At 58.8% G+C, this 18,331-nt stretch carries 16 protein-coding genes and 2 pseudogenes; 11 read left to right on the forward strand and 7 right to left on the reverse strand.

All coding sequences use genetic code 11. The annotated features are described in order from the left end of the window. Nucleotides 1–20 precede the first annotated feature (20 nt). The 3 genes from CGLAMM_RS04365 to bfr all read left to right on the forward strand — a co-directional run bounded on the left by CGLAMM_RS04365 (nt 21) and on the right by bfr (nt 3,595). On the forward strand, nt 21–668 hold the full coding sequence (locus CGLAMM_RS04365; protein ID WP_394818833.1) for a class I SAM-dependent methyltransferase: 648 nt from the start codon (nt 21–23) through the stop codon (nt 666–668). A gap of 185 nt (nt 669–853) precedes the next feature. Further along, nucleotides 854–2,677: a DEAD/DEAH box helicase gene (locus tag CGLAMM_RS04370; RefSeq protein ID WP_418115421.1), complete on the forward strand. Its 1,824-nt coding sequence runs from the start codon at nt 854–856 to the stop codon at nt 2,675–2,677. Nucleotides 2,678–3,106: 429 nt separating this feature from the next. After that, on the forward strand, nt 3,107–3,595 hold the full coding sequence (gene bfr, locus CGLAMM_RS04375; RefSeq protein WP_394818834.1) for a bacterioferritin: 489 nt from the start codon (nt 3,107–3,109) through the stop codon (nt 3,593–3,595). A gap of 85 nt (nt 3,596–3,680) precedes the next feature. Here the strand turns inward: bfr and CGLAMM_RS04380 are convergent, their stop codons facing one another. Together CGLAMM_RS04380 and hrcA are read right to left on the reverse strand one after the other, a co-directional pair. Next, nucleotides 3,681–3,953, reverse strand: coding sequence for a (2Fe-2S)-binding protein (locus CGLAMM_RS04380; protein ID WP_394818835.1), 273 nt, complete (start codon nt 3,951–3,953; stop codon nt 3,681–3,683). 122 nt (nt 3,954–4,075) lie between these two features. Beyond that, the gene (gene hrcA / locus CGLAMM_RS04385; RefSeq protein ID WP_394818836.1) at nt 4,076–5,134 is read right to left on the reverse strand and encodes a heat-inducible transcriptional repressor HrcA; all 1,059 of its coding nucleotides are present in this window, start codon (nt 5,132–5,134) and stop codon (nt 4,076–4,078) included. 223 nt (nt 5,135–5,357) lie between these two features. Here hrcA and rph point away from each other — a divergent pair, with 223 nt between their 5' ends. Genes rph through CGLAMM_RS04400 form a run of 3 tightly spaced genes read left to right on the forward strand, consistent with a single transcriptional unit; the run spans nt 5,358 to nt 7,481 of the window. Further along, nucleotides 5,358–6,095 carry a ribonuclease PH gene (rph, locus tag CGLAMM_RS04390; RefSeq protein WP_394818837.1) on the forward strand — a complete coding sequence of 246 codons (738 nt, stop codon included), beginning with the start codon at nt 5,358–5,360 and terminating at the stop codon, nt 6,093–6,095. Further along, nucleotides 6,092–6,703, forward strand: a complete 612-nt coding sequence (gene rdgB / locus CGLAMM_RS04395; RefSeq protein WP_394818838.1) for an RdgB/HAM1 family non-canonical purine NTP pyrophosphatase — start codon at nt 6,092–6,094, stop codon at nt 6,701–6,703. The genes rph and rdgB overlap by 4 nt, the downstream gene beginning before the upstream one ends. Nucleotides 6,704–6,725: 22 nt before the next feature. Beyond that, on the forward strand, nt 6,726–7,481 hold the full coding sequence (locus CGLAMM_RS04400) for a hypothetical protein (RefSeq protein WP_418115422.1): 756 nt from the start codon (nt 6,726–6,728) through the stop codon (nt 7,479–7,481). Here CGLAMM_RS04400 and CGLAMM_RS04405 read toward each other — a convergent pair whose 3' ends face one another. The 4 genes and pseudogenes from CGLAMM_RS04405 to CGLAMM_RS04420 all read right to left on the reverse strand — a co-directional run. Further along, nucleotides 7,482–8,117: a LysE family translocator gene (locus CGLAMM_RS04405; protein WP_394818840.1), complete on the reverse strand. Its 636-nt coding sequence runs from the start codon at nt 8,115–8,117 to the stop codon at nt 7,482–7,484. Nucleotides 8,118–8,138: 21 nt separating this feature from the next. Beyond that, entirely contained in the window at nt 8,139–8,405 is a 267-nt protein-coding gene (locus CGLAMM_RS04410) for a hypothetical protein (RefSeq protein ID WP_394819098.1), read from the reverse strand. Nucleotides 8,406–8,441: 36 nt separating this feature from the next. Next, nucleotides 8,442–8,792, reverse strand: a pseudogene (locus CGLAMM_RS04415) (ATP-binding cassette domain-containing protein); the annotation flags it as partial. Between the two features lie 302 nt (nt 8,793–9,094). Then, nucleotides 9,095–9,958 (reverse strand): annotated as a pseudogene (locus CGLAMM_RS04420) (ABC transporter transmembrane domain-containing protein); the annotation flags it as partial. A gap of 121 nt (nt 9,959–10,079) precedes the next feature. Between CGLAMM_RS04420 and nth the strand changes: the two are divergent. Both nth and CGLAMM_RS04430 read left to right on the forward strand, forming a co-directional pair. Further along, a complete protein-coding gene (gene nth / locus CGLAMM_RS04425; RefSeq protein ID WP_418115423.1) occupies nt 10,080–10,796 on the forward strand; it encodes an endonuclease III in 717 nt (238 codons plus the stop codon). Between the two features lie 118 nt (nt 10,797–10,914). Continuing rightward, nucleotides 10,915–12,168: a cation:proton antiporter gene (locus CGLAMM_RS04430; RefSeq protein WP_418115424.1), complete on the forward strand. Its 1,254-nt coding sequence runs from the start codon at nt 10,915–10,917 to the stop codon at nt 12,166–12,168. 14 nt (nt 12,169–12,182) lie between these two features. Here the strand turns inward: CGLAMM_RS04430 and CGLAMM_RS04435 are convergent, their stop codons facing one another. Next, a complete protein-coding gene (locus CGLAMM_RS04435; RefSeq protein WP_418115425.1) occupies nt 12,183–14,342 on the reverse strand; it encodes a ComEC/Rec2 family competence protein in 2,160 nt (719 codons plus the stop codon). Between the two features lie 366 nt (nt 14,343–14,708). On the opposite strand from CGLAMM_RS04435, the gene gltX reads away from it, so the two are divergent. The 3 genes from gltX to CGLAMM_RS04450 are packed head-to-tail and all read left to right on the forward strand — an operon-like array spanning nt 14,709 to nt 18,329. Further along, nucleotides 14,709–16,115 carry a glutamate--tRNA ligase gene (gene gltX / locus CGLAMM_RS04440; protein WP_394818846.1) on the forward strand — a complete coding sequence of 469 codons (1,407 nt, stop codon included), beginning with the start codon at nt 14,709–14,711 and terminating at the stop codon, nt 16,113–16,115. Next, complete coding sequence (locus CGLAMM_RS04445; protein ID WP_394818847.1) at nt 16,108–17,046, forward strand: aspartate carbamoyltransferase catalytic subunit; 939 nt, start codon at nt 16,108–16,110, stop codon at nt 17,044–17,046. Before gltX ends, CGLAMM_RS04445 begins: the two co-directional genes overlap by 8 nt. Further along, nucleotides 17,043–18,329 (forward strand): dihydroorotase, encoded by a 1,287-nt coding sequence (locus CGLAMM_RS04450; RefSeq protein ID WP_394818848.1) that lies wholly within the window; start codon nt 17,043–17,045, stop codon nt 18,327–18,329. Before CGLAMM_RS04445 ends, CGLAMM_RS04450 begins: the two co-directional genes overlap by 4 nt. Nucleotides 18,330–18,331: the final 2 nt, after the last annotated feature.

Genomic DNA, 18,331 nt, shown 5'->3' on the forward strand with positions numbered 1-18,331 from the left:
GCGTCATGAGGGTGTTTGCGATGTCAGAAGAATCGAGCGGTTTTCACGAAAAAGCCTTCCAGCGTGTCGATGAGCGCGATGATGCGACTTATTTTGAGACGTGCGACAAGGATTTTTCGATGGATCAGGGCGGACGCCTGGCCGTCGCCGCATTATATCGTGCAACGCTCTCACCTGAAGCGGAAATACTTGACCTCATGGCCGGGCCGCAGACAGCCCTGCCTGACGATATCGCCTTCCCCTATGTGACGGGGCTGGATGTGAGCGAAAACCTCATGCAAGGCAATGCGCGATTGGCGTCTCGCATCGTATTTGACCTGAATAACAAGGCCCCGCTTCCCTTCCCGGACGCGCATTTTGATGCCGTCCTCCTTTGCGATGGGCTGCCATATCTGACGCACCCTCAATATGTCATCTCACAGGCCGAGCGCGTGCTGCGCCCGGGTGGCGCCCTTGTCGTGTCTTTCTCGGACAGGTTCTACCCGCGCAAGGCCTTCGCCATGTGGCAGGCGCTGGAGGCGGAGGACCGCGTCCGCCTTGTCACGATCTTCATGACGCGCGCTGGACTGACAGATCTGGACACGGGTGACGTGACTCCGCCGGAAGACCTCAATGCATGGCAGGATACCGTGCACGCCGTCATCGGACGCAAGCAGCGCGATGCCTGAAAACCTGTCCAGGCCGTCAAAATGACCAGCCGTGAGGGCATTATCGTGGAAACGCGCGCGCGTTTTTCTCGTTTATTGCTGGCTTTTGAACGACAAACTCTTTATGGACCTGAAAAATATTTCGTCATCCCTGCATGACATCAGGCGCTTGGCCGCCACTTCCGTATAAAGTGAACCAGATTTAAATGTCTTTCCCCGATACTGCTGCCCCCCTTAACCGCGCCCTGTCCGCCCGAGGCTATACGACCCCCACGGCCGTGCAGGAAGCTGTGCTTAAGTCGGAACTCGCCGATCGGGATCTGCTTGTTTCTGCCCAGACAGGCTCCGGCAAGACGGTGGCTTTCGGGCTGGCCATCGCGCCGACATTGTTGCCGGGTGACGCGCAGCGCCTGCCGCCGGCGCAGGCCCCGCTCGCGCTGGTTATCGCACCGACGCGTGAACTGGCCATGCAGGTGCAGAATGAACTGCAATGGCTTTATGCGGAGACAGGTGCACGCATCACCAGCACCATCGGCGGCACGGATGCGCGGCGTGAAGCCCAGTCACTGCGTCAGGGCGCCCATATCGTCGTCGGCACGCCTGGACGCTTGTGTGACCATCTGTCACGCGGAAATCTTGACCTCACCCAGTTGCGCGCGGTCGTGCTTGATGAAGCGGATGAAATGCTTGACCTGGGTTTTCGGGAAGAGTTGGAGCAGCTTCTGGACGCAACCCCCGACCAGAAGCGTACGCTGCTGTTTTCCGCGACCATCGCGCGGGAAATCGCCGCCCTTGCGCGGCGTTACCAGAATAATGCTGAGCGTATCGATACTGTCTCCGCGCGCAAGCAACATGCGGACATTACTTATCGCTGCATCCTGACCGCGCCAAATGATATTGAGCGCTCCGTTATTAATATCCTCCGCTTTTATGAGAGCCCTTCAGCGCTTCTCTTCTGCCATACACGTGCAATGGTGGCGCAGGTCCAGGCCGCATTGACGGAGAAAGGTTTTGCCTCCGTCGCCATTTCCGGCGAGATGGGTCAGAATGAGCGTAGCCGCGCGATGGAAGCCTTGCGCTCCGGCGTGGCACGCGTCTGCGTCGCGACCGATGTCGCCGCGCGCGGTATTGATGTCCCCGCTTTGAGCCTGGTCATCAATGCGAGCATCCCCTCGGAGCCCGCGACCCTTTTGCATCGATCCGGTCGTACCGGGCGCGCGGGGCGAAAGGGCACAAGCGTCATTCTGGTGCCGCATAATCAGCGCCGCCGGGCTGAGCGTCTCCTGACGATGGCCAAAATCACCGATGCGAGCTGGGAGGCCGTGCCTACAGCGGATGCCATCAAAGCAGAAGATACGCGTCGCCTGCTGGAGCATGAAACGCTTTTTGCGCCATCGCGCCCGGATGAGGATGCATTGGCGACCACACTCGCGAACACCCATGACGCTCACGCCCTGGCCGTCGCGCTCAGCCGCCTCTATCGTGAGCGCCTGCCCAAATGTGAGAATATCCGCCCTGTCAGCGTCCCGCCCCCCGGCAATCGGGAGAGAGCACCGCGAGAAATGCACCCCCGGGATCGCCATCTTGAAGGTGGGAGCTGGTTCCGCCTCGCTGTCGGACGTGAGGAGCGGGCCGACCCGAAATGGCTGATCCCGCTTATCTGTCGTGTCGGCGGGGTGACGAAAAAAGATATCGGCGCCATCCGCATCAATCCCGATCACACGGTTTTTGAGATTGCGGCAGATGCTGCCGGACGTTTCAGCGCCTGTATCGAAGGGCTCGACTCTGACGAGGTTGCCATTACCCCGGGTGAGGCCCCTTCGCCCTCATCCGGCAATTTCCGCCGTCATGCCGGCGGCAAAAAGCCGTCCGCCCGACCGGACGGCAAACGACGCGATGACGCAGGTGGGTTCCGCAAGAAAGGTGACGCTGCTTTTGCGGGGAAGAAACCTTACGGGAAGTCATCAGGCAAGCCGCGGCAGGCGAAGGCCAATCCCGGCGGCAAAACATCCACGCGCCGACGTTATTAACGCGTCCTGCCGGGCGCGCCTCACCTTTACCCATTATTGTATCAGGCCGTCTTTCAGAAGCTTTTCTGCAAGGCGGTGCGGTGCGCCCGCCGAAATACCACGTCGCCCCCATCAATAAAGGGCGCGGCGATATCAACCTGCGGATAGCGATCGGCGCTCCGCACCTTTCGGCGTTTTCATTAATTATAGTTTAATAAAACGTAGTATTTGAGAAAGTCTTGCAATTGCGTAGTGGCGCGGGATGAGAGAAATACCAGTGTGAAGGTGTCTCTAAAAATAATAACCATTCTCAATAACATGTTTATTATCGGCGATCATATTATTTTCTTGCCCGCGACTGGATAGTGCGTTTAATTTGCGCGTTAAGATTTTATCGAAGCCACGCCCCAGGCATCGATGCCGGCTCGTTTTAACTTAATTGGACGCAACATGATCAAAGACGATAAAATCATTGAGCACCTCAACACACAGTTGACGAATGAGCTCACCGCCATCAACCAATATTTCCTTCATGCCCGCACGCTTAATCACTGGGGTGTGACGAAGCTCGGCAAAAAGGAATATGAGGAGTCGATTGAGGAGATGCGCCATGCTGATTGGCTTATTGAGCGCATTCTCTATCTCGGCGGTTTACCGAATGTTCAACGCCTCAACACCATTCTGATTGGTCAGAACGTCAAAGAAATTCTGGAGTGCGACCTCAAGCTGGAGAAAAAGGCGCTCGTCGATCTCGCGGAGGGCATTGCTTACTGTGAAAGCGTCCGTGATTTTGTCTCACGTGATCTTCTTCTCAAAATTCTCGCAAATGAGGAAGAGCACGAGGATTATCTGGATCGGCAATTCGACCTGATCAATCAGATCGGTATAGAGCGCTATATTCAGCTCAATTCCGGCGCCGCGAACGAGGACAGCCCTTAAGCCCGTCGCGGCTTTACCATCTAATGTCGGCGACGCCTGACAGGCGCGCTGACATTATTTTATGGGCACGAGAACCAGTCACTGGTCAGGCCAACTGATTTTCCGACAGGCGCAGGCAATGCCCGCGATCCTCGCGCGTCGGGCGAGCGGATTGGCGCGCCCGGAAGGGCTGACCTGCAATCTGACATGTCCCCGCCTCCGCCAGTTCACGCAGAACATCCTGCATAACCGGGACGCATGCGCCGCATTGCGCCTTGCAGCCGCGCGCCGCGTAGACGTCACGCGCACGTGTCGCGCCCTCCCGCGCCGCTTCGGCAACGTCATAATCTGTCAGCACGTTACAGGAGCAGATAATCATCCGATTCTTCCTCTTTCATGTGACGATTATAACGCCAATGAGAATAAATCGCAACTCATGGAGGAAAGTTCAGGGTTAAAGTTTCGTAACCCGTTATTCGGCAAAGCGCGCGCACCTGCGCATCAGCCAAGAATGTGGCCGAGAATCTTGGCGGTGTAATCGACGACAGGCACAACGCGCCCGTAATTAAGTCGGGTCGGCCCGATCACGCCGATCGCCCCGACAATACGGTTATCTTTGCTGCGCGCCGGTGCAACAACCATGGACACACCGGAAAGGTCGAAAAGCTCGCTTTCCGCGCCGACATAGATGCGCACACCGTCAGAATCCTGAGCGGAATGCAGGAGCTTCAACATCATTTCCTGCGTCTCGAGCGTTTCAAACAGGCGCCGAATGGATGACAAGTGCGCCATCTCGTTAATGTCATCAAGAAGAGTCGCCTGCCCCCTTAGATGAAGTGTGCCATGACCCTCATCCCAGTAAGCCAGCCCGGCCTCAATCACCTGGGCGGCAAGCTGGTCAAGCTCCTGCCGGCATTCCCGCATTTCATTTTTAACGCGCTGCCGCAAACCACCGATCGTGACATCTCCTAGCCGTGCATTGAGATATTTGCTGGCTTCCGTAAGGGCTGATGCGGGGATGTCCGGCGGCGTTTCGACAATGCGGTTTTCAACCTGCCCATCCGCGCCGACAAGAATGACAAGGACACGCGACGGCCCGTAAGCCACAAACTCAATATGTCGTATAGCCGCATCATTTTTGGGCGCCAACACCACGGCCGCCGCCTTTGATAATCCCGCAAGGAGGGAAGACGCATCCGCCATCAGATCATTATAGGACCGCCCTTCAAGCGATAAGCGGGCGGCGATGATACGCTGCTCATTTTCCGTCAGGCGTCCAAACTCAAGCAGACCATCGACGAAGAGCTTGACGCCTTTCTCCGTCGGGACGCGCCCCGCCGAGATATGGGGACTGAACAGCAGCCCGGCCCGCGTCAATTCCGCCATGACGTTGCGGATCGTCGCCGGTGAAAGGGACGGCGTCAATTTCTGAGATAAGGTGCGTGACCCGACAGGATCACCCGATTGCAGATATTGCTCGACAATTTCCTTCAGCACCTGCGCTGAACGCCCATCCATACGCGCCAGATAATCGGTCCCTGCCATCATTTCTTTCTGCATCTCCGTGCACCTATGTTACCGCAGCTTCTCGCCTTCACCTAGATGCGCTAACGCGTAAACATGCGATGAGAAGGTTTTACGACCGTGTTTTCAGCATTGTGATGAGAATAGCTCACGTCGTCACCTTCCCAACTTCAGATCCTCCACCCATTTCATCGCTTCCCCCACGGAACATAACCCGTTAAAACCCGGGGCGTAGATTTCAAGGTCCAAGGATAAAGTCATGAGCACCCCTCGCCCCTCCGGTCGCGCTTCAGATGCGTTGCGTTCCGTTTCGATTGAGCCCGGATTTGCGCGTCACGCTGAAGGGTCCGTTCTGATCAGAATGGGTGGGACGGAGGTCCTTTGTGCCGCGAGTGTGGAAAACCGTGTGCCGCCATTTTTGCGGGGCCAGGGCCAGGGGTGGATCACGGCGGAATACGGTATGTTGCCGCGCGCGACCCATAGTCGCAGCAACCGTGAAGCCGCGAAAGGCAAGCAATCCGGCCGCACGCAGGAGATTCAGCGCCTTATCGGGCGGGCCCTGCGCGCGTGCGTCGATCTTAAAGCCTTGGGTGAGATGACCATCACGGTCGATTGTGACGTGCTTAACGCCGATGGCGGCACGCGTTGCGCGTCGATCACCGGCGCGTGGGTAGCGCTTGCCATCGCCATGGAACAGCAGAACAAACAGGGCAATCTCCATAAAAGCCCCCTTCGCGCACAGGTTGCCGCCATATCATGCGGCCTGACCCCGTCCGGCGCGGTGCTTGACCTTGATTACGTTGAGGACAGTGCAGCACAGGCTGACACAAATTTTGTACTGACAAGTCAGGGCGGTATCGTTGAAATACAGGGTACGGCAGAGGACTCACCTTTCAGCGAGGAAGCTTTTTTTGAGCTGCTGCGTCTGGCAAAAATCGGCACGAAACAGCTCTTTACTGCGCAGGACGCGGCCCTCGCCGCCTTTCGCGCCAAATGACAAAATCGCAGATCAAACGCGGCGATCAGCTTGTTCTGGCCAGCCATAATCAGGGCAAACTCGCTGAATTTCAGGCGCTTTTCGCGGCCTCCGGGGTGGTTATCAAATCGGCTGCCGCGTTTGACCTGCCCGAGCCTGAAGAGAATGCGGATAGTTTTGAAGGCAATGCCCGTATTAAGGCCCTTGCCGCCGCGCAGGCGACAGGTTTACCGGCCCTGGCGGATGATTCCGGCTTCTGTGTCGCGTCCCTGGACGGTCAACCCGGCATTTATTCCGCGCGCTGGGGAGGCGCGCATCGGGATTTCAGTATCGCGATGCGGCGCGTCCATGATGAGATGGGCGCCGCAACGGATAAGCGTGCCGCCTTCGTGACGGTTCTATGCCTTGCATGGCCGAATGGGCAGACATATTTTGTCGAAGGGCGCTGTGATGGACAGGTCGCCTGGCCACCCCAGGGGGAAAATGGCCATGGTTACGATCCCATTTTCATCCCTGACGGTGAAACGCGGCGCTTCGCCGAAATGACAGATGCTGAAAAAAACGCCATCAGCCATCGCGGGCGGGCGTTACGTCAATTGATGGATATTCATGTCGCGCCTGACGCGTAAATCTCAGGGAAAGGAACGCCCCATGCGCTCACGACCGGCATTATCACTTCATATCGGCGCCGTGCTGGGCCTGGCGGTGATGCTCTGCGCACGTGCCGAGGCGTCCACCCCACCATCTCAGCATGACATGGTGCTGGCCCCCGCAGGTGAAGCGACTTACACGCTGACGGATCTGCGCCCCTTTTCCCTGGTGATTGATCAGGCCTATCGAACTGACATCATCTCCGGGGATGCGCTCGCACGTGGCTATCACAGTAACTGGTTCGCACGGACAATGTCCGGGTATCATCTCGCCAGTGTGACGCGCCATCCTGAGCCATGGCGGCGCATTAAACCCGCAGCGATGCTGCGGCTGGATAAGCCCGTTCTCCTCTCGGCGCAGTCATTTCACATGGAGGCGCGGCTCCGCGTCGGGGCGGCGCCTGACCACGTCAATCTCGATATTGCGCGCTTCCGTGCGGATGCGACACATACGCCGCTAGCAATTTTCACGCAGGGGGACACGATCCGTCTGCGTCATTGCCTGACGCGCAAAAAATGCAAAGTTATTGTCGTAGGGACGCTCGCGCAGGGTCGGGAAGCACATATTATTATGGATGCCCGCTCGGGAGGAGACCTGAATGTCCGGGTTAATGGCACGCCGAATATCATCCCGCTTTCATCATTTAATTCGGGTCAGAAACTCTTTTTTGAGACGGGGATCGGATCGGATAATGATGTCAACGAAGATTACGCCCCGGAAAAAGTTGAACTTCTTTCCCTGACGATCCGTAGCTGATCAAAGACGGGTGCCGATCACGGCGACACTGAACGCGATAAAAATCAGGCCTGATGCGATATTGAAGGCGTAGCTCACGCGTGGCCGCGCCAAAAGGGCCGAAAGCCGTGCGCCGCCAGCCGCGTAAGCCACCAGCCACATCGCCTCCCCAATCATGAATGTCGTGAACAGAATGACGAATTGCGGCACGGCATCGCGGTGCCGGTCGATAAATTGCGGGAAAAACGCGACGGAGAAAAGAATTAATTTGGGGTTGCTGATCCCGATCAGGAAGCCTCGCCGCATGTTGAAACGCGTGCAACGCAGGCGTTTTTCCTGCAATGACGGTTCGGGCGTGAAGCTTGTGCGCCGCCAATGATAGATCGCCGACACGCCGAGATAGAATAAATAGGCGCCGCCACAATATTTGATGGCGTCAAACCAGCGCGGCTCCGCATGCATGAAAGCACCAAGCCCCGCTGCGGAAATCGTGTTGACCAGAAGGGACGCCGCGAGACAGCCGAGCGACGATGCCAGGCTTTGCCGGAAACCCTCATGCACGGAGGTCGTCAGCGCCTGAAGCATATTCGGCCCGGGGATACCGAAAAGGCCGAAAACCGTCCCGCAGAAAAGCAGCCAGATATGGGCGTCGATCAAATTTTGTCCCTGCCTCTTATTTTAAATCTGATCCGCGTGCCCCTCATGCGCCTGAATGCGGTAGAGGTGATTATAGACACCGTCCGGCAGGTTAAGAAGGGCGTCATGTGACCCGTCTTCAACGATACGACCCTGCTGAAAAACAATGATGCGGTCAAGAGAGCGCACGGTCGACAGCCGATGGGCGATGACAATCACCGTCCGCCCCAGCATGAGGCGGTCCATGGCTTCCTTAACAAGAAGTTCGGATTGAGAGTCAAGGCTTGAGGTGGCTTCGTCAAAAATCACAATCGGCGCATCGGCGAGGAAGGCCCGGGCAATGGCGACACGCTGACGTTCCCCGCCAGAGAGTTTGACGCCACGTTCACCGACCAGCGTCTTATACCCCTCGGGAAGATGGGTGATGAAATCATGGGCATTGGCCTGCTTCGCCGCGCGCTCAATATCGGCCATGGAGGCGGTCGGATTCCCGTAAGCAATATTTTCCGCCAATGAGCGATGAAATAATGCGGGGTCCTGCGGTACGATGGCGATTTGACCGCGCAGCGAGGAAAGGCTGAAATCACGCAGGTCCATACCGTCAATGGAGATGCTGCCCCCTTGAGGGTCGTAGAGTCGTTGCAGCAATTTGACAAAACTGGACTTGCCGGAGCCGCTTCGCCCCACCAGCGCCACGCTCGTCCCCCCTCGATCGAGACGGAAAAATCAGTGAAGAGCGAACGTGTCGTGCCCGGATAAACAAATGTGACCTTGTCGAAACGGATCCCGCCGCGATGGATGTCGATGTCTCTCGCATGCGCTGTGTCCGCAACATCTGTTTCATGGTCAAAAATCGCGACCATCTCTTCCATCTCATTGACACCGCGTTGAAGCTGCGACACCTGGTTACCGAGGTCACGCAAGTAACCCTGAATGAGGAAGACCATCGTCAGCACGTAAGCGACCTGCCCGGCATCCGCGCGCCCCTCCCACCATCGCCAGGTGACGATGGCAATCAGCCCAAGCCGCATCAGAAGCGAGGCCAAGGCCTGGAGATTGCCGCTATCCGTCCCGCGGATCCAGCTCTTGCGGGTACGCTGCTGCCACATCTCCATGACGTGATGCAGGCGCAGTTTCTCCCGCACTTCCGCGCCGAAAGATTTAACGGTCGCATTGCAGGTGATGGCGTCCGCAATCGCGGCACCCACCCGGGAATCCCATTGATTGGAAACGCGAGACGTGGGTGACACATAAAAAATGGTCAGCGCAATGGAAAGCGCGACAAATAGCAGGATCGAGATGACGAGAATGGCGCCCATCAGCGGATCACGACATGTCAGCACCCCTGCTGTTCCGCCAAGGACGAGAATTTGCGGCAACAGTGCCAGAAGAAGGACGTCATCAACCGTATCTAACGCCCACATGCCGCGCGTCAGACGCCGGACGGTTGAACCCGCGAAAGTATTGGCATGCCAGTCGGTTGAGAAATGCTGGACGCGGTCAAACCCTTCAGTAAGGACAGATCGCATCACCCGCGTGGATAATTTGGTAATACCAACATACATGGAGCGACGCCCGACGACGGAAAGAAGGCCCAATATGGCCATCGCGCTGACCGCCCAGATCGCCGCATGGAGGGACGCAGCACGGTCCGCACTCATGGAGTGACCGATGGGCGCGATGGCGCTGATCAGCCACCCTGCCGCAACCGGCATCATGACATCGCAGGCCGTCGCAACAGCTACGCCCATCAGGGTTCGCGACAGGTCGCGCGGCTCCCGCAGCCATCTTGCCATGACGAAGTGCAGCGTCCTGCCATATCCGATCCGCTGCGACCGGTGAGGTGTTTCAAACTCTGTCATAAAATAATTGCATCCTTTGACGCACCTGCCTAACAGCTGATGAAACCACCACGGTGGCAGGTTTCATAAGGCATAAGCGTCGTGCCGAGTCCGTCATATCGACATAATTCAGGCCTGATCCATGACCCTATCCACTGCCTCCGCGCCGCACGCCATGACAAAAAAACAAGCGGTCCGCTTTATCACAGCACTCGCGCACGCCCGCCCGGACGCGGAGAGCGAACTTGTTTACGCATCACCTTTTGAGCTGCTCGTCGCCGTCGTACTCTCTGCCCAGGCAACGGACAAGTCCGTCAATAAAGTCACACCCTCCCTCTTCTCCGCCGCGCCGGACCCGGCTGCGATGGCGCATTTGGGGGAGGAATCCATCGCCACACACATACGTAGTATCGGACTCTGGCGTTCAAAGGCCCGAAACTTAAATAAACTTTGCCATCAGCTCTGCACCCTTCATAATGGTGACGTCCCCTCCACACGTAAAGAGCTTGAAGCCCTCGCCGGGGTGGGGCGAAAAACGGCGAATGTCGTCCTCAATGTGATATTCGGAGAGGATGCCATGGCGGTCGACACCCATATTTTCCGTATCGGCAATCGCACGGGCCTCGCACCTGGCAAAACACCCCGTCAGGTGGAAGACGGGCTGCGGCGCGTCATCCCGCCCGATATGTTGCGCCCAGCCCATCATTGGCTGATCCTGCACGGGCGTTATACCTGCAAGGCCCGCTATCCTCTCTGCGGCTCATGCCCGGCTTATGCGCCCTGCCGCTTCCCCCTTAAAGCGCGGGATGCCCATCTCCTGCGGGTTGACAAAAATGTCGTCGCCCCTGATCCGGACTGAGCCGCCCTGACATGATCCGCGCAACGCGCCCACCTTTTGAGACGCTTAACAGGCGCGACCATGATACGTTGGAAGAGATGCACGGCATTGGAATATTGGGACAGGAGCTGATTTTCGAATGACATCTCTCGGTCTTTTTGCATCGCTTTTGTGCCTTGCAACACTGCTCGGCATCGTGAATGCGCGTACTTTGAAGTTGCCGGACACGATCGGCATTCTGCTTTACGCTTTGTGCCTGTCCATTTTCATCCGTGTGCTCGACACGATGATGCCGCAGCTTGACCTGCACAGCCTGCCCAGTCGCATCATCGCCCTTGCGGATCTCCCCGGTAATCTGTTGAACGGCGCATTATCCTTTCTGCTTTTCGCCGGGGCACTCCATGTTGATGTGGAACAGATTGCCCGCAAAAAGTGGCAGGTCGGGGCGCTCGCCATCATCGGGACGATTTTATCTGTCGGTTTCCTGTCAGGGGCGATGTGGCTCGGGGGGCAACTCCTGCATGCCAATCTGCCTTTTCTGTGGTGCCTCCTGCTCGGGGCCATTATCGCGCCGACAGATCCGGTTTCCGTCATCGGCATGTTACGGCAACTTGGCCTGCCAGCCTCCCTCCGCGCCGTCTTCGCGGGGGAAAGCCTGCTGAATGACGGTGTGGCCATTGTAATATTCGGGCTCGCCATGTCCGTGATTTCCGGGCAGGAAAGCCATATCAGCTTTGGCCTCGCGGCGGAATATTTTGCGCTTGAAGCTGTCGGCGGTGCCTTGCTCGGCGGCTTGGCCGGGGCGGTCGGCGCTTATTGCTGGCGGCTGGCGCGGCGTCCCCAATTGCAGTTGCTCGTCTCGCTCAGTATTGCGACCGGCGCGTTCAGCCTTGCCCAGGCGTTGGAGATGTCCGGGCCCATCGCTGTCGTGGTGGCCGGGTTCTGCCTTGCAGGACGATATGCGCAGAAGCAGCTCGATACAGAAACGCGTCAGATGCTGCTCGCCTTCTGGGATTTAATTGATGAGATCCTGAACGCCCTGCTCTTCATGCTGATCGGCCTGACCGTCTTCTCGATTCTGCCGCAACGTCACTCCGCGACGCTGCTTCTGCTCGGCATCCCGCTTTCCATTCTCGCGCGCGCGGCCAGCGTCTACCTCGCCACGCTGCCCGTTTATCTCAGCGGGGCCGGGCGGCTGAGGACGCTCATCATCCTGACATGGGGCGGTTTGCGCGGCGGGATTTCCCTGTCTCTGGCCCTCTCCCTGCCCGGCGGCATCATGCGTGAAACGCTGACGCCGATCTGTTATGGCATCGTTGTTTTCACCATTCTCGCCCAGGGATTGACGATGGCGCCGGTCGCGCGGCGTCTCTACCCGGAGACGCGACGATAAATTTGTCGCGCGCTTTATTCCTCCGGCGCGAGAGGCAGGTTGGGGACGCCCTGCCCGCCATTTGAAGGGACCCAAAGCCGCGCGCCCCGCCATGAGCGATCCGTGACAAGACGCGGTGGGGAGACAGCCATGTAAATGGCAGTGGCGCCGTCCCGCCATGCATGAAACCGGTCCATCTGCCCCGCTTCACGACAGAGGGGCCGCGCGGGGGCTACATTGATTTTGATGAGACTTCTGGCGCAGAAAGCGGTACGCGTCGTGGTCGAGGCCCGATGCGGCCCCACGAAATTGAACAATACGTCCCGGCCCGCCACGTTCAGTAGGCAGAGATCACCATCACAATCCATCTCCGGGTCATGCCGTAGATCGTCAAATGCGCGGGCTTTCAGGGAGAAATCATCCACCCATTTCTGCGCTGCGCCTTTCTGCATGAAGCCCGGCTTTGTCAAATAAAGGGCCTGCCCACGCCGCACCCCGATCAGCGCAGCGTCGGATGATACGAAAATGTCGGGACGCGTCACCAACCATGGGGACACCACCACCACGGCGATGCCGGGCAGCGCCGCCAAGCGCCATGTGCTACGGATAAGACACAGGAAGCAGAGACTGACGCCATAAGCCAGCATCGCCCACGCCGGCGCGTGTGGTATCGCGATTTGCGCAATGGGAAAATGCGTGACCCATTCCGCCAAAGCGTTGATGCTTGAAATGCCATAGCGCATCACCTGCAGAAATCCGGCTTCCAGATGAAACGGCATGGTGAGCAGCGCCATGACCCCCATCGGCATGATGAAAATCGCCGCGATCGGCACCGCCACGATATTCGCGAGGATAAACCAGGGCTGCACGACATTGAAATGTGCCGCCACGATGGGCAGCGTCGCCAACCCCGCGAAGAAACTGGTCGCGGTGAGCATGACAAGATGCGTCCGCATCTTTGCCAGGACATCCCGCCTATAATGCAGCCGCCGCATTAAAGGTCTCAATTTTTCGTAGCCGGTGATAAGGGCCAGTACGGCGGCGAAGGACATCTGAAACGACACATCCAGCGCGATAGAGGGGCGCGCGATTAGCAGAGCCATACCCACGAGGGCCCAGGAGCGCAGGGAAAGCGCCTGCCTGCCCGTCATCAGCGCGATGACGATGAGTGTGGCCATGCCGAGACTGCGCAAGGCGGGAAGATGTGCGCCCGTCAGGAGAACATAACAAGTGCCGACCATCCATGCCGCGCCGAAAGCGATTTCGCGGCACGGCCAGTTGAGCGCCGCGCGGGGCCAGAGCGCCAATGCATGACGAAGCAAAAACAGTGTAAAGCCCATGACGAGGCCCAGATGCAAACCCGCCACCGCCAGCAGATGGGCAAGACCTGACGCTGCATAAATTTCGCGTGTATGTCGGCTCAGCCCGCCCGTCTCGCCGCAGAGGATGGTCTGGGCAATGGCCCCCACCTGTCCCGACAAATGTTGCACAATACGGCGCGCGACTTTCTCCCTCAGCGTCGCCACTCCCTCACGGTTGAAAAGCACGCGCTCTGTCACCATCGGCTGCACGGACCCCAGCGCGTAGCCACGACCCGCCTCCCCCGAAAACCAGGCCTCACGCTGCAAATCGCGCGCACCGGGATAAACAGGCCATGGCGGCGGGCGGAGCATGGCGCGCACGCGCACGATCTGCCCGGATGAGAGCGGCGTCACGTCCTGCGGCTTGAGGCGGATCAGCAGGTCCCGTCGCAAGGGCGCCATGCCGTCATTCAGCCAGTCGTGAAAGACGGCATGGCAGAGGCGAAGACGCCGGGTTGCCGCCTGCCCCTCCGCGCGCGGGGCCATGAGAGAGATGCCGCAGATACGACCCGACAACTCAACGGCGTGGCGCGGAAGATACGGCATGGACGGTCGGGAATGGGCGTCCCATCGTGCCCCCAAAAAGCCTCCGGCAATGAGGATCATGGCGAGGCCCACACAGCGAGTCACACAGGCGCGCTCTTTCAAGAGGATGATCAGGAGGCCGGCGCCCAGGAAAACCAGGGGAAAAACCAGACCCGGCTCATAACGTGGCCGGAAGTAAATGGCGACGCCGACGCACCATAAAAGCGGCATCCAGGCAGGAAGACGCCGCCAGGATTCAGCCAGAATGCGTTCGGCCTCCTCCAGAATTCGGGAAGCAAAACCCTTCACGATGCGATGAACATTATGATGTGGAATGGGACTCGATGAGATAACGTCGCTCCCCGCCTATTTTCCTCATCGCGGATGGCTTCTACAAAGACCTGAAACATCCCAACCGCCGGAGCTGAATATGGCACCTCATCCTTTGAGAGGAAACATGAAGGGCGTCATTTGTTCCGCCCGCCCACGCATTGCCTCAGCGCGATGAGAGCATGTCCGGTGCCTGGATTGCTGAAGCGCCTGCGCCCGCGCCAACATGTATCGTCGGCGCGGGCAAATACGCGGGTTCAGGCCCGTCGCCCGCACCGCAGATCACGCAAACGCTCTTTATTAAGTCAATAGTCTCGTTTCGGGAGACGTGCTATGAGGCGTGATATGACCGTTCGCACTCGATTTGCCCCTTCTCCGACGGGATTGCTGCATATTGGCAATGCTCGCGCGGCCCTTTTCAATTATCTTTTCGCCCGTCACCATAAAGGTGAATTCCTCCTCCGTATCGAGGATACGGACCGGGAACGTTCCACGCAGAAAGCGGTCGATGTCATTCTGGACGGACTGGACTGGCTGGGCCTCACGCCGGATGCAGCGCCAGTTTATCAATCCGCACGTCAGCAGCGTCATACAGAAGTCGCGCAGGAATTACTGGCGCAGGGCCTCGCCTATAAATGTTTTTGCACCGCGGATGAGCTGAAAATTATGCGGGAGCAGGCAGTCGCGCAGGGCCTTCCGCCCCGATATAACGGCTTCTGGCGTGATCGGGACCCCTCCGAAGCCCCATCGGGCGCGCCTTTTTCCGTGCGGCTCAAAGCACCGAAAGAGGGTGAAACCGTTATTGAGGATCTTGTTCAGGGTGCGGTGCGTGTCGCCAATACGGAGATGGATGACCTCATCATCCTGCGCTCCGACGGCTCGCCTACATATCTGCACGCCGTCGTCTGCGATGATCATGATATGGAAATCACCCATGTCATGCGCGGTGATGACCATCTGACAAACACATTTCGTCAGGCCATGATTTACCGCGCCATGGGTTGGGCGCTCCCGCAATTTGCGCATCTTCCCCTGATTCACGGGCCGGATGGTGCAAAATTATCCAAAAGGCACGGTGCGCAATCGGTCGTCGATTTCCGCGAAGCTGGCTACTTGCCGGAAGCTCTGTGCAATTATCTCCTTCGCCTCGGATGGGGCCACGGGGATGCGGAGATCCTTTCAAGGGATGAGCAGATCGCCCTCTTTGACCTTGACGGCGTCGGACGCGCGCCCTCCCGGATGGATTACACCAAACTTGCTCATCTCAATGGCGTCTATCTTAGAGAAGCTGATCCCGCGCGATTGACGGAGGATGTCGTCGCGCGCCTTGCTGACAGGAGTGACGTTGTTACTGATGACCTTTTCCGAGAGCGCGTGTTGAAGCTCATGCCCGGTTTACAGGCACGCGCCAAACTCCTGACAGACCTTGCTGAGAGCGCGGCCTTCCTTGGTAAAAAGCCCCCTCTGACCTTTGATGCCAAGGCGGAGAAACTTCTTGACGCGCCGACGCAGGCCGTTTTGCGCCGTATTGCTGACAAGCTCGCACAGCTTTCCCCTTTTGACGCCCCCTCGATCGATGCGGCCCTCCGCGCCTTCGCGGATGAGGCGGGCCTCAAACTCGGCCAGGTCGCGCAACCTCTGCGCGCGGCGATGACCGGGACTTTAGTGTCGCCGGGCATTGACGCGACATTGGCGGCGCTCGGGCGCGACGATGTGCTGGCACGGATCGGAGCCGCGACGGGCCATGGCTGAGCTTTCCTCACGGCGTCATCTTCTGGGGATTGAAGGCATGTCCAGAAAGGACATCCTTCCCTATCTCGACCTCGCTGAAAATTACGTTCTGCTCAGCCGGTCGCGTTCATCGCCGCGTGAGGCCCTGAGAGGGCGCACTGTCGTCAATCTGTTCTTCGAGGACAGTACGCGCACCCGCACCAGTTTTGAGTTGGCGGGCAAGCGTCTGGGGGCGGATGTCATCAATATGACGGTCGCCACATCATCCGTTAACAAGGGTGAGACGTTGCTCGACACGGCCGCGACGCTGAATGCCATGCGTTGTGACCTGCTGGTTGTCCGTCACGCGCAGTCGGGCGCGCCCGCCTTGCTGGCGCAGAAAGTGGCGGCGCATGTCGTCAATGCCGGGGACGGTATGCACGAGCACCCGACTCAGGCGCTGCTGGATGCGCTGACAATCAAACGCCACCTTAACAGGCTTGACGGCCTGACGGTCGCGATCTGCGGCGATGTCGGCCATAGCCGTGTGGCGCGCTCCAACATCCATCTCCTGACCGCCATGGGCAGCCGGATCCGCCTCGTCGGCCCACCCACCCTCGTCCCCTCCGTCATGGAGGAATTGGGCAACGTTACGGTTATTCATGACATGGATGAGGGCATCCGGGATGCTGATATCGTCATGATGCTGCGCATGCAGAAAGAGCGCATGGAATCCGGACTTGTGCCCAGTATGCGTGAATATTTCCGCTTTTACGGGCTGGACCGTCGGCGTCTGCGGCTCGCGAAGAAAAATGCCCTCGTTATGCATCCCGGTCCGATGAATCGCGGTGTTGAAATCGCCTCAGATGTCGCGGACTCCGCGCAAAGCGTCATTCAGGAGCAGGTTGAAATGGGTGTCGCCATTCGTATGGCGGTGCTTGATTACCTCGCACGTTCGGAGCATACGCCGTGAATACGCTTATCTTCGAGAATGTCACCATCCTTGACCCGGAGGCGAAGAAGCCCGCGCCGGGACGCCTCGTCGTTAAGGATGGCTTGATCGCCGGGTTCCTTCCACCCGGGGCGGAAGGCATGCCGGGAGACGCCGTGCGCATTGACGGCGGCGGCGCGGCTTTATGCCCCGGCCTGATCGACCTGCGCGCGTCAACAGGTGAGCCGGGGGCGGAATATCGTGAGACCTTTACCGCCAGTCTGGATGCGGCGGCGGCAGGCGGTGTCACAACGATGGCCCTGCTGCCCAATACGCGCCCCGCGATTGATGAGCCCGCCCTCGTACGGCTGCTAAAAGCATGGGGTGATGAGGATGGCCGCGTCACCATCCTGCCTTACGGCGCTTTAACGCATGGATGCCTGGGCCAGGACATGGCGGAACTCGGCCTTCTGTCAGAGGCGGGCGCTATTGCCTTCACAGATGGCCCCCATGCTATCGCTGATACGAAACGCATGCGCCAGTGCCTTGCTTATGCAAAGGGCATTGACGCGCTGGTTATGCAACATCCTGAAGACCCGTCCCTCGCGCGGGGCGGCTGCGCCACGGCCAGTGAGCGCGCCACCCGTCTGGGCCTGCCGCAGATCCCACCCGCAGCGGAGGCGATCCTGATGGCGCGGGATATACGTCTGGCGGAAATGACCGGGGCACGCCTGCATTTTGCGCATGTTTCCACCGCAGAGGGGCTTGAACTGATACGCGGTGCCCGCAAACGCGGCCTGCCGATCACCTGCGATGCGGCGCCGCCTTATTTTTATCTGGATGAGCGAGAGATCGAAGGCTTCCGCACTTATGCGAAACTCTCACCCCCCTTGCGAGAGACGTCAGACCGGGATGCGGTGCGCGCCGCTTTGGCAGACGGCACAATCGACGCCATTGCCTCCGACCATACGCCGTGCGATGCGGATGATAAACGCCTGCCTTTCGCACAGGCGCGCGCGGGCGGCACGGGTCTCGTCACTTTACTGCCGATCACTTTGTCCGAGGTTGCTGCCGGTCGGCTTGATCTGCTCCAGGCCGTTCGACTGCTGACATCATCTCCGGCCCGCCTTCTGGGTGTGGCAGGTGGCACACTCCGTAAAGGCCGCCCCGCGGATCTTTGCCTGTTTGACCCCAAGGCACGCTGGACAATCAGAGCGGGCGCACTGGCTGGCGGCGCGCAGAACACGCCTTTCGATGGACGTGACGTCACCGGCAAGGTCATCGGCACCTGGAAGAACGGACGCCGCACCTTTGGAGAGGCCTAGGC

Source organism: Sorlinia euscelidii, from assembly GCF_036452135.1.
Lineage (GTDB): Bacteria > Pseudomonadota > Alphaproteobacteria > Acetobacterales > Acetobacteraceae > Sorlinia > Sorlinia euscelidii.

Bases quoted from the DNA above. Each gene is read 5' to 3' on its own strand.
- hrcA (WP_394818836.1), bottom strand. From the start codon at position 5,134: ATGCAGAAAGAAATGATGGCAGGGACCGATTATCTGGCGCGTATGGAT.
- bfr (WP_394818834.1), top strand. From the start codon at position 3,107: ATGATCAAAGACGATAAAATCATTGAGCACCTCAACACACAGTTGACG.
- gltX (WP_394818846.1), top strand. From the start codon at position 14,709: ATGACCGTTCGCACTCGATTTGCCCCTTCTCCGACGGGATTGCTGCAT.
- CGLAMM_RS04430 (WP_418115424.1), top strand. From the start codon at position 10,915: ATGACATCTCTCGGTCTTTTTGCATCGCTTTTGTGCCTTGCAACACTG.
- CGLAMM_RS04400 (WP_418115422.1), top strand. From the start codon at position 6,726: ATGCGCTCACGACCGGCATTATCACTTCATATCGGCGCCGTGCTGGGC.
- rdgB (WP_394818838.1), top strand. From the start codon at position 6,092: ATGACAAAATCGCAGATCAAACGCGGCGATCAGCTTGTTCTGGCCAGC.
- rph (WP_394818837.1), top strand. From the start codon at position 5,358: ATGAGCACCCCTCGCCCCTCCGGTCGCGCTTCAGATGCGTTGCGTTCC.
- CGLAMM_RS04370 (WP_418115421.1), top strand. From the start codon at position 854: ATGTCTTTCCCCGATACTGCTGCCCCCCTTAACCGCGCCCTGTCCGCC.
- nth (WP_418115423.1), top strand. From the start codon at position 10,080: ATGACCCTATCCACTGCCTCCGCGCCGCACGCCATGACAAAAAAACAA.
- CGLAMM_RS04380 (WP_394818835.1), bottom strand. From the start codon at position 3,953: ATGATTATCTGCTCCTGTAACGTGCTGACAGATTATGACGTTGCCGAA.
- CGLAMM_RS04365 (WP_394818833.1), top strand. From the start codon at position 21: ATGTCAGAAGAATCGAGCGGTTTTCACGAAAAAGCCTTCCAGCGTGTC.
- CGLAMM_RS04445 (WP_394818847.1), top strand. From the start codon at position 16,108: ATGGCTGAGCTTTCCTCACGGCGTCATCTTCTGGGGATTGAAGGCATG.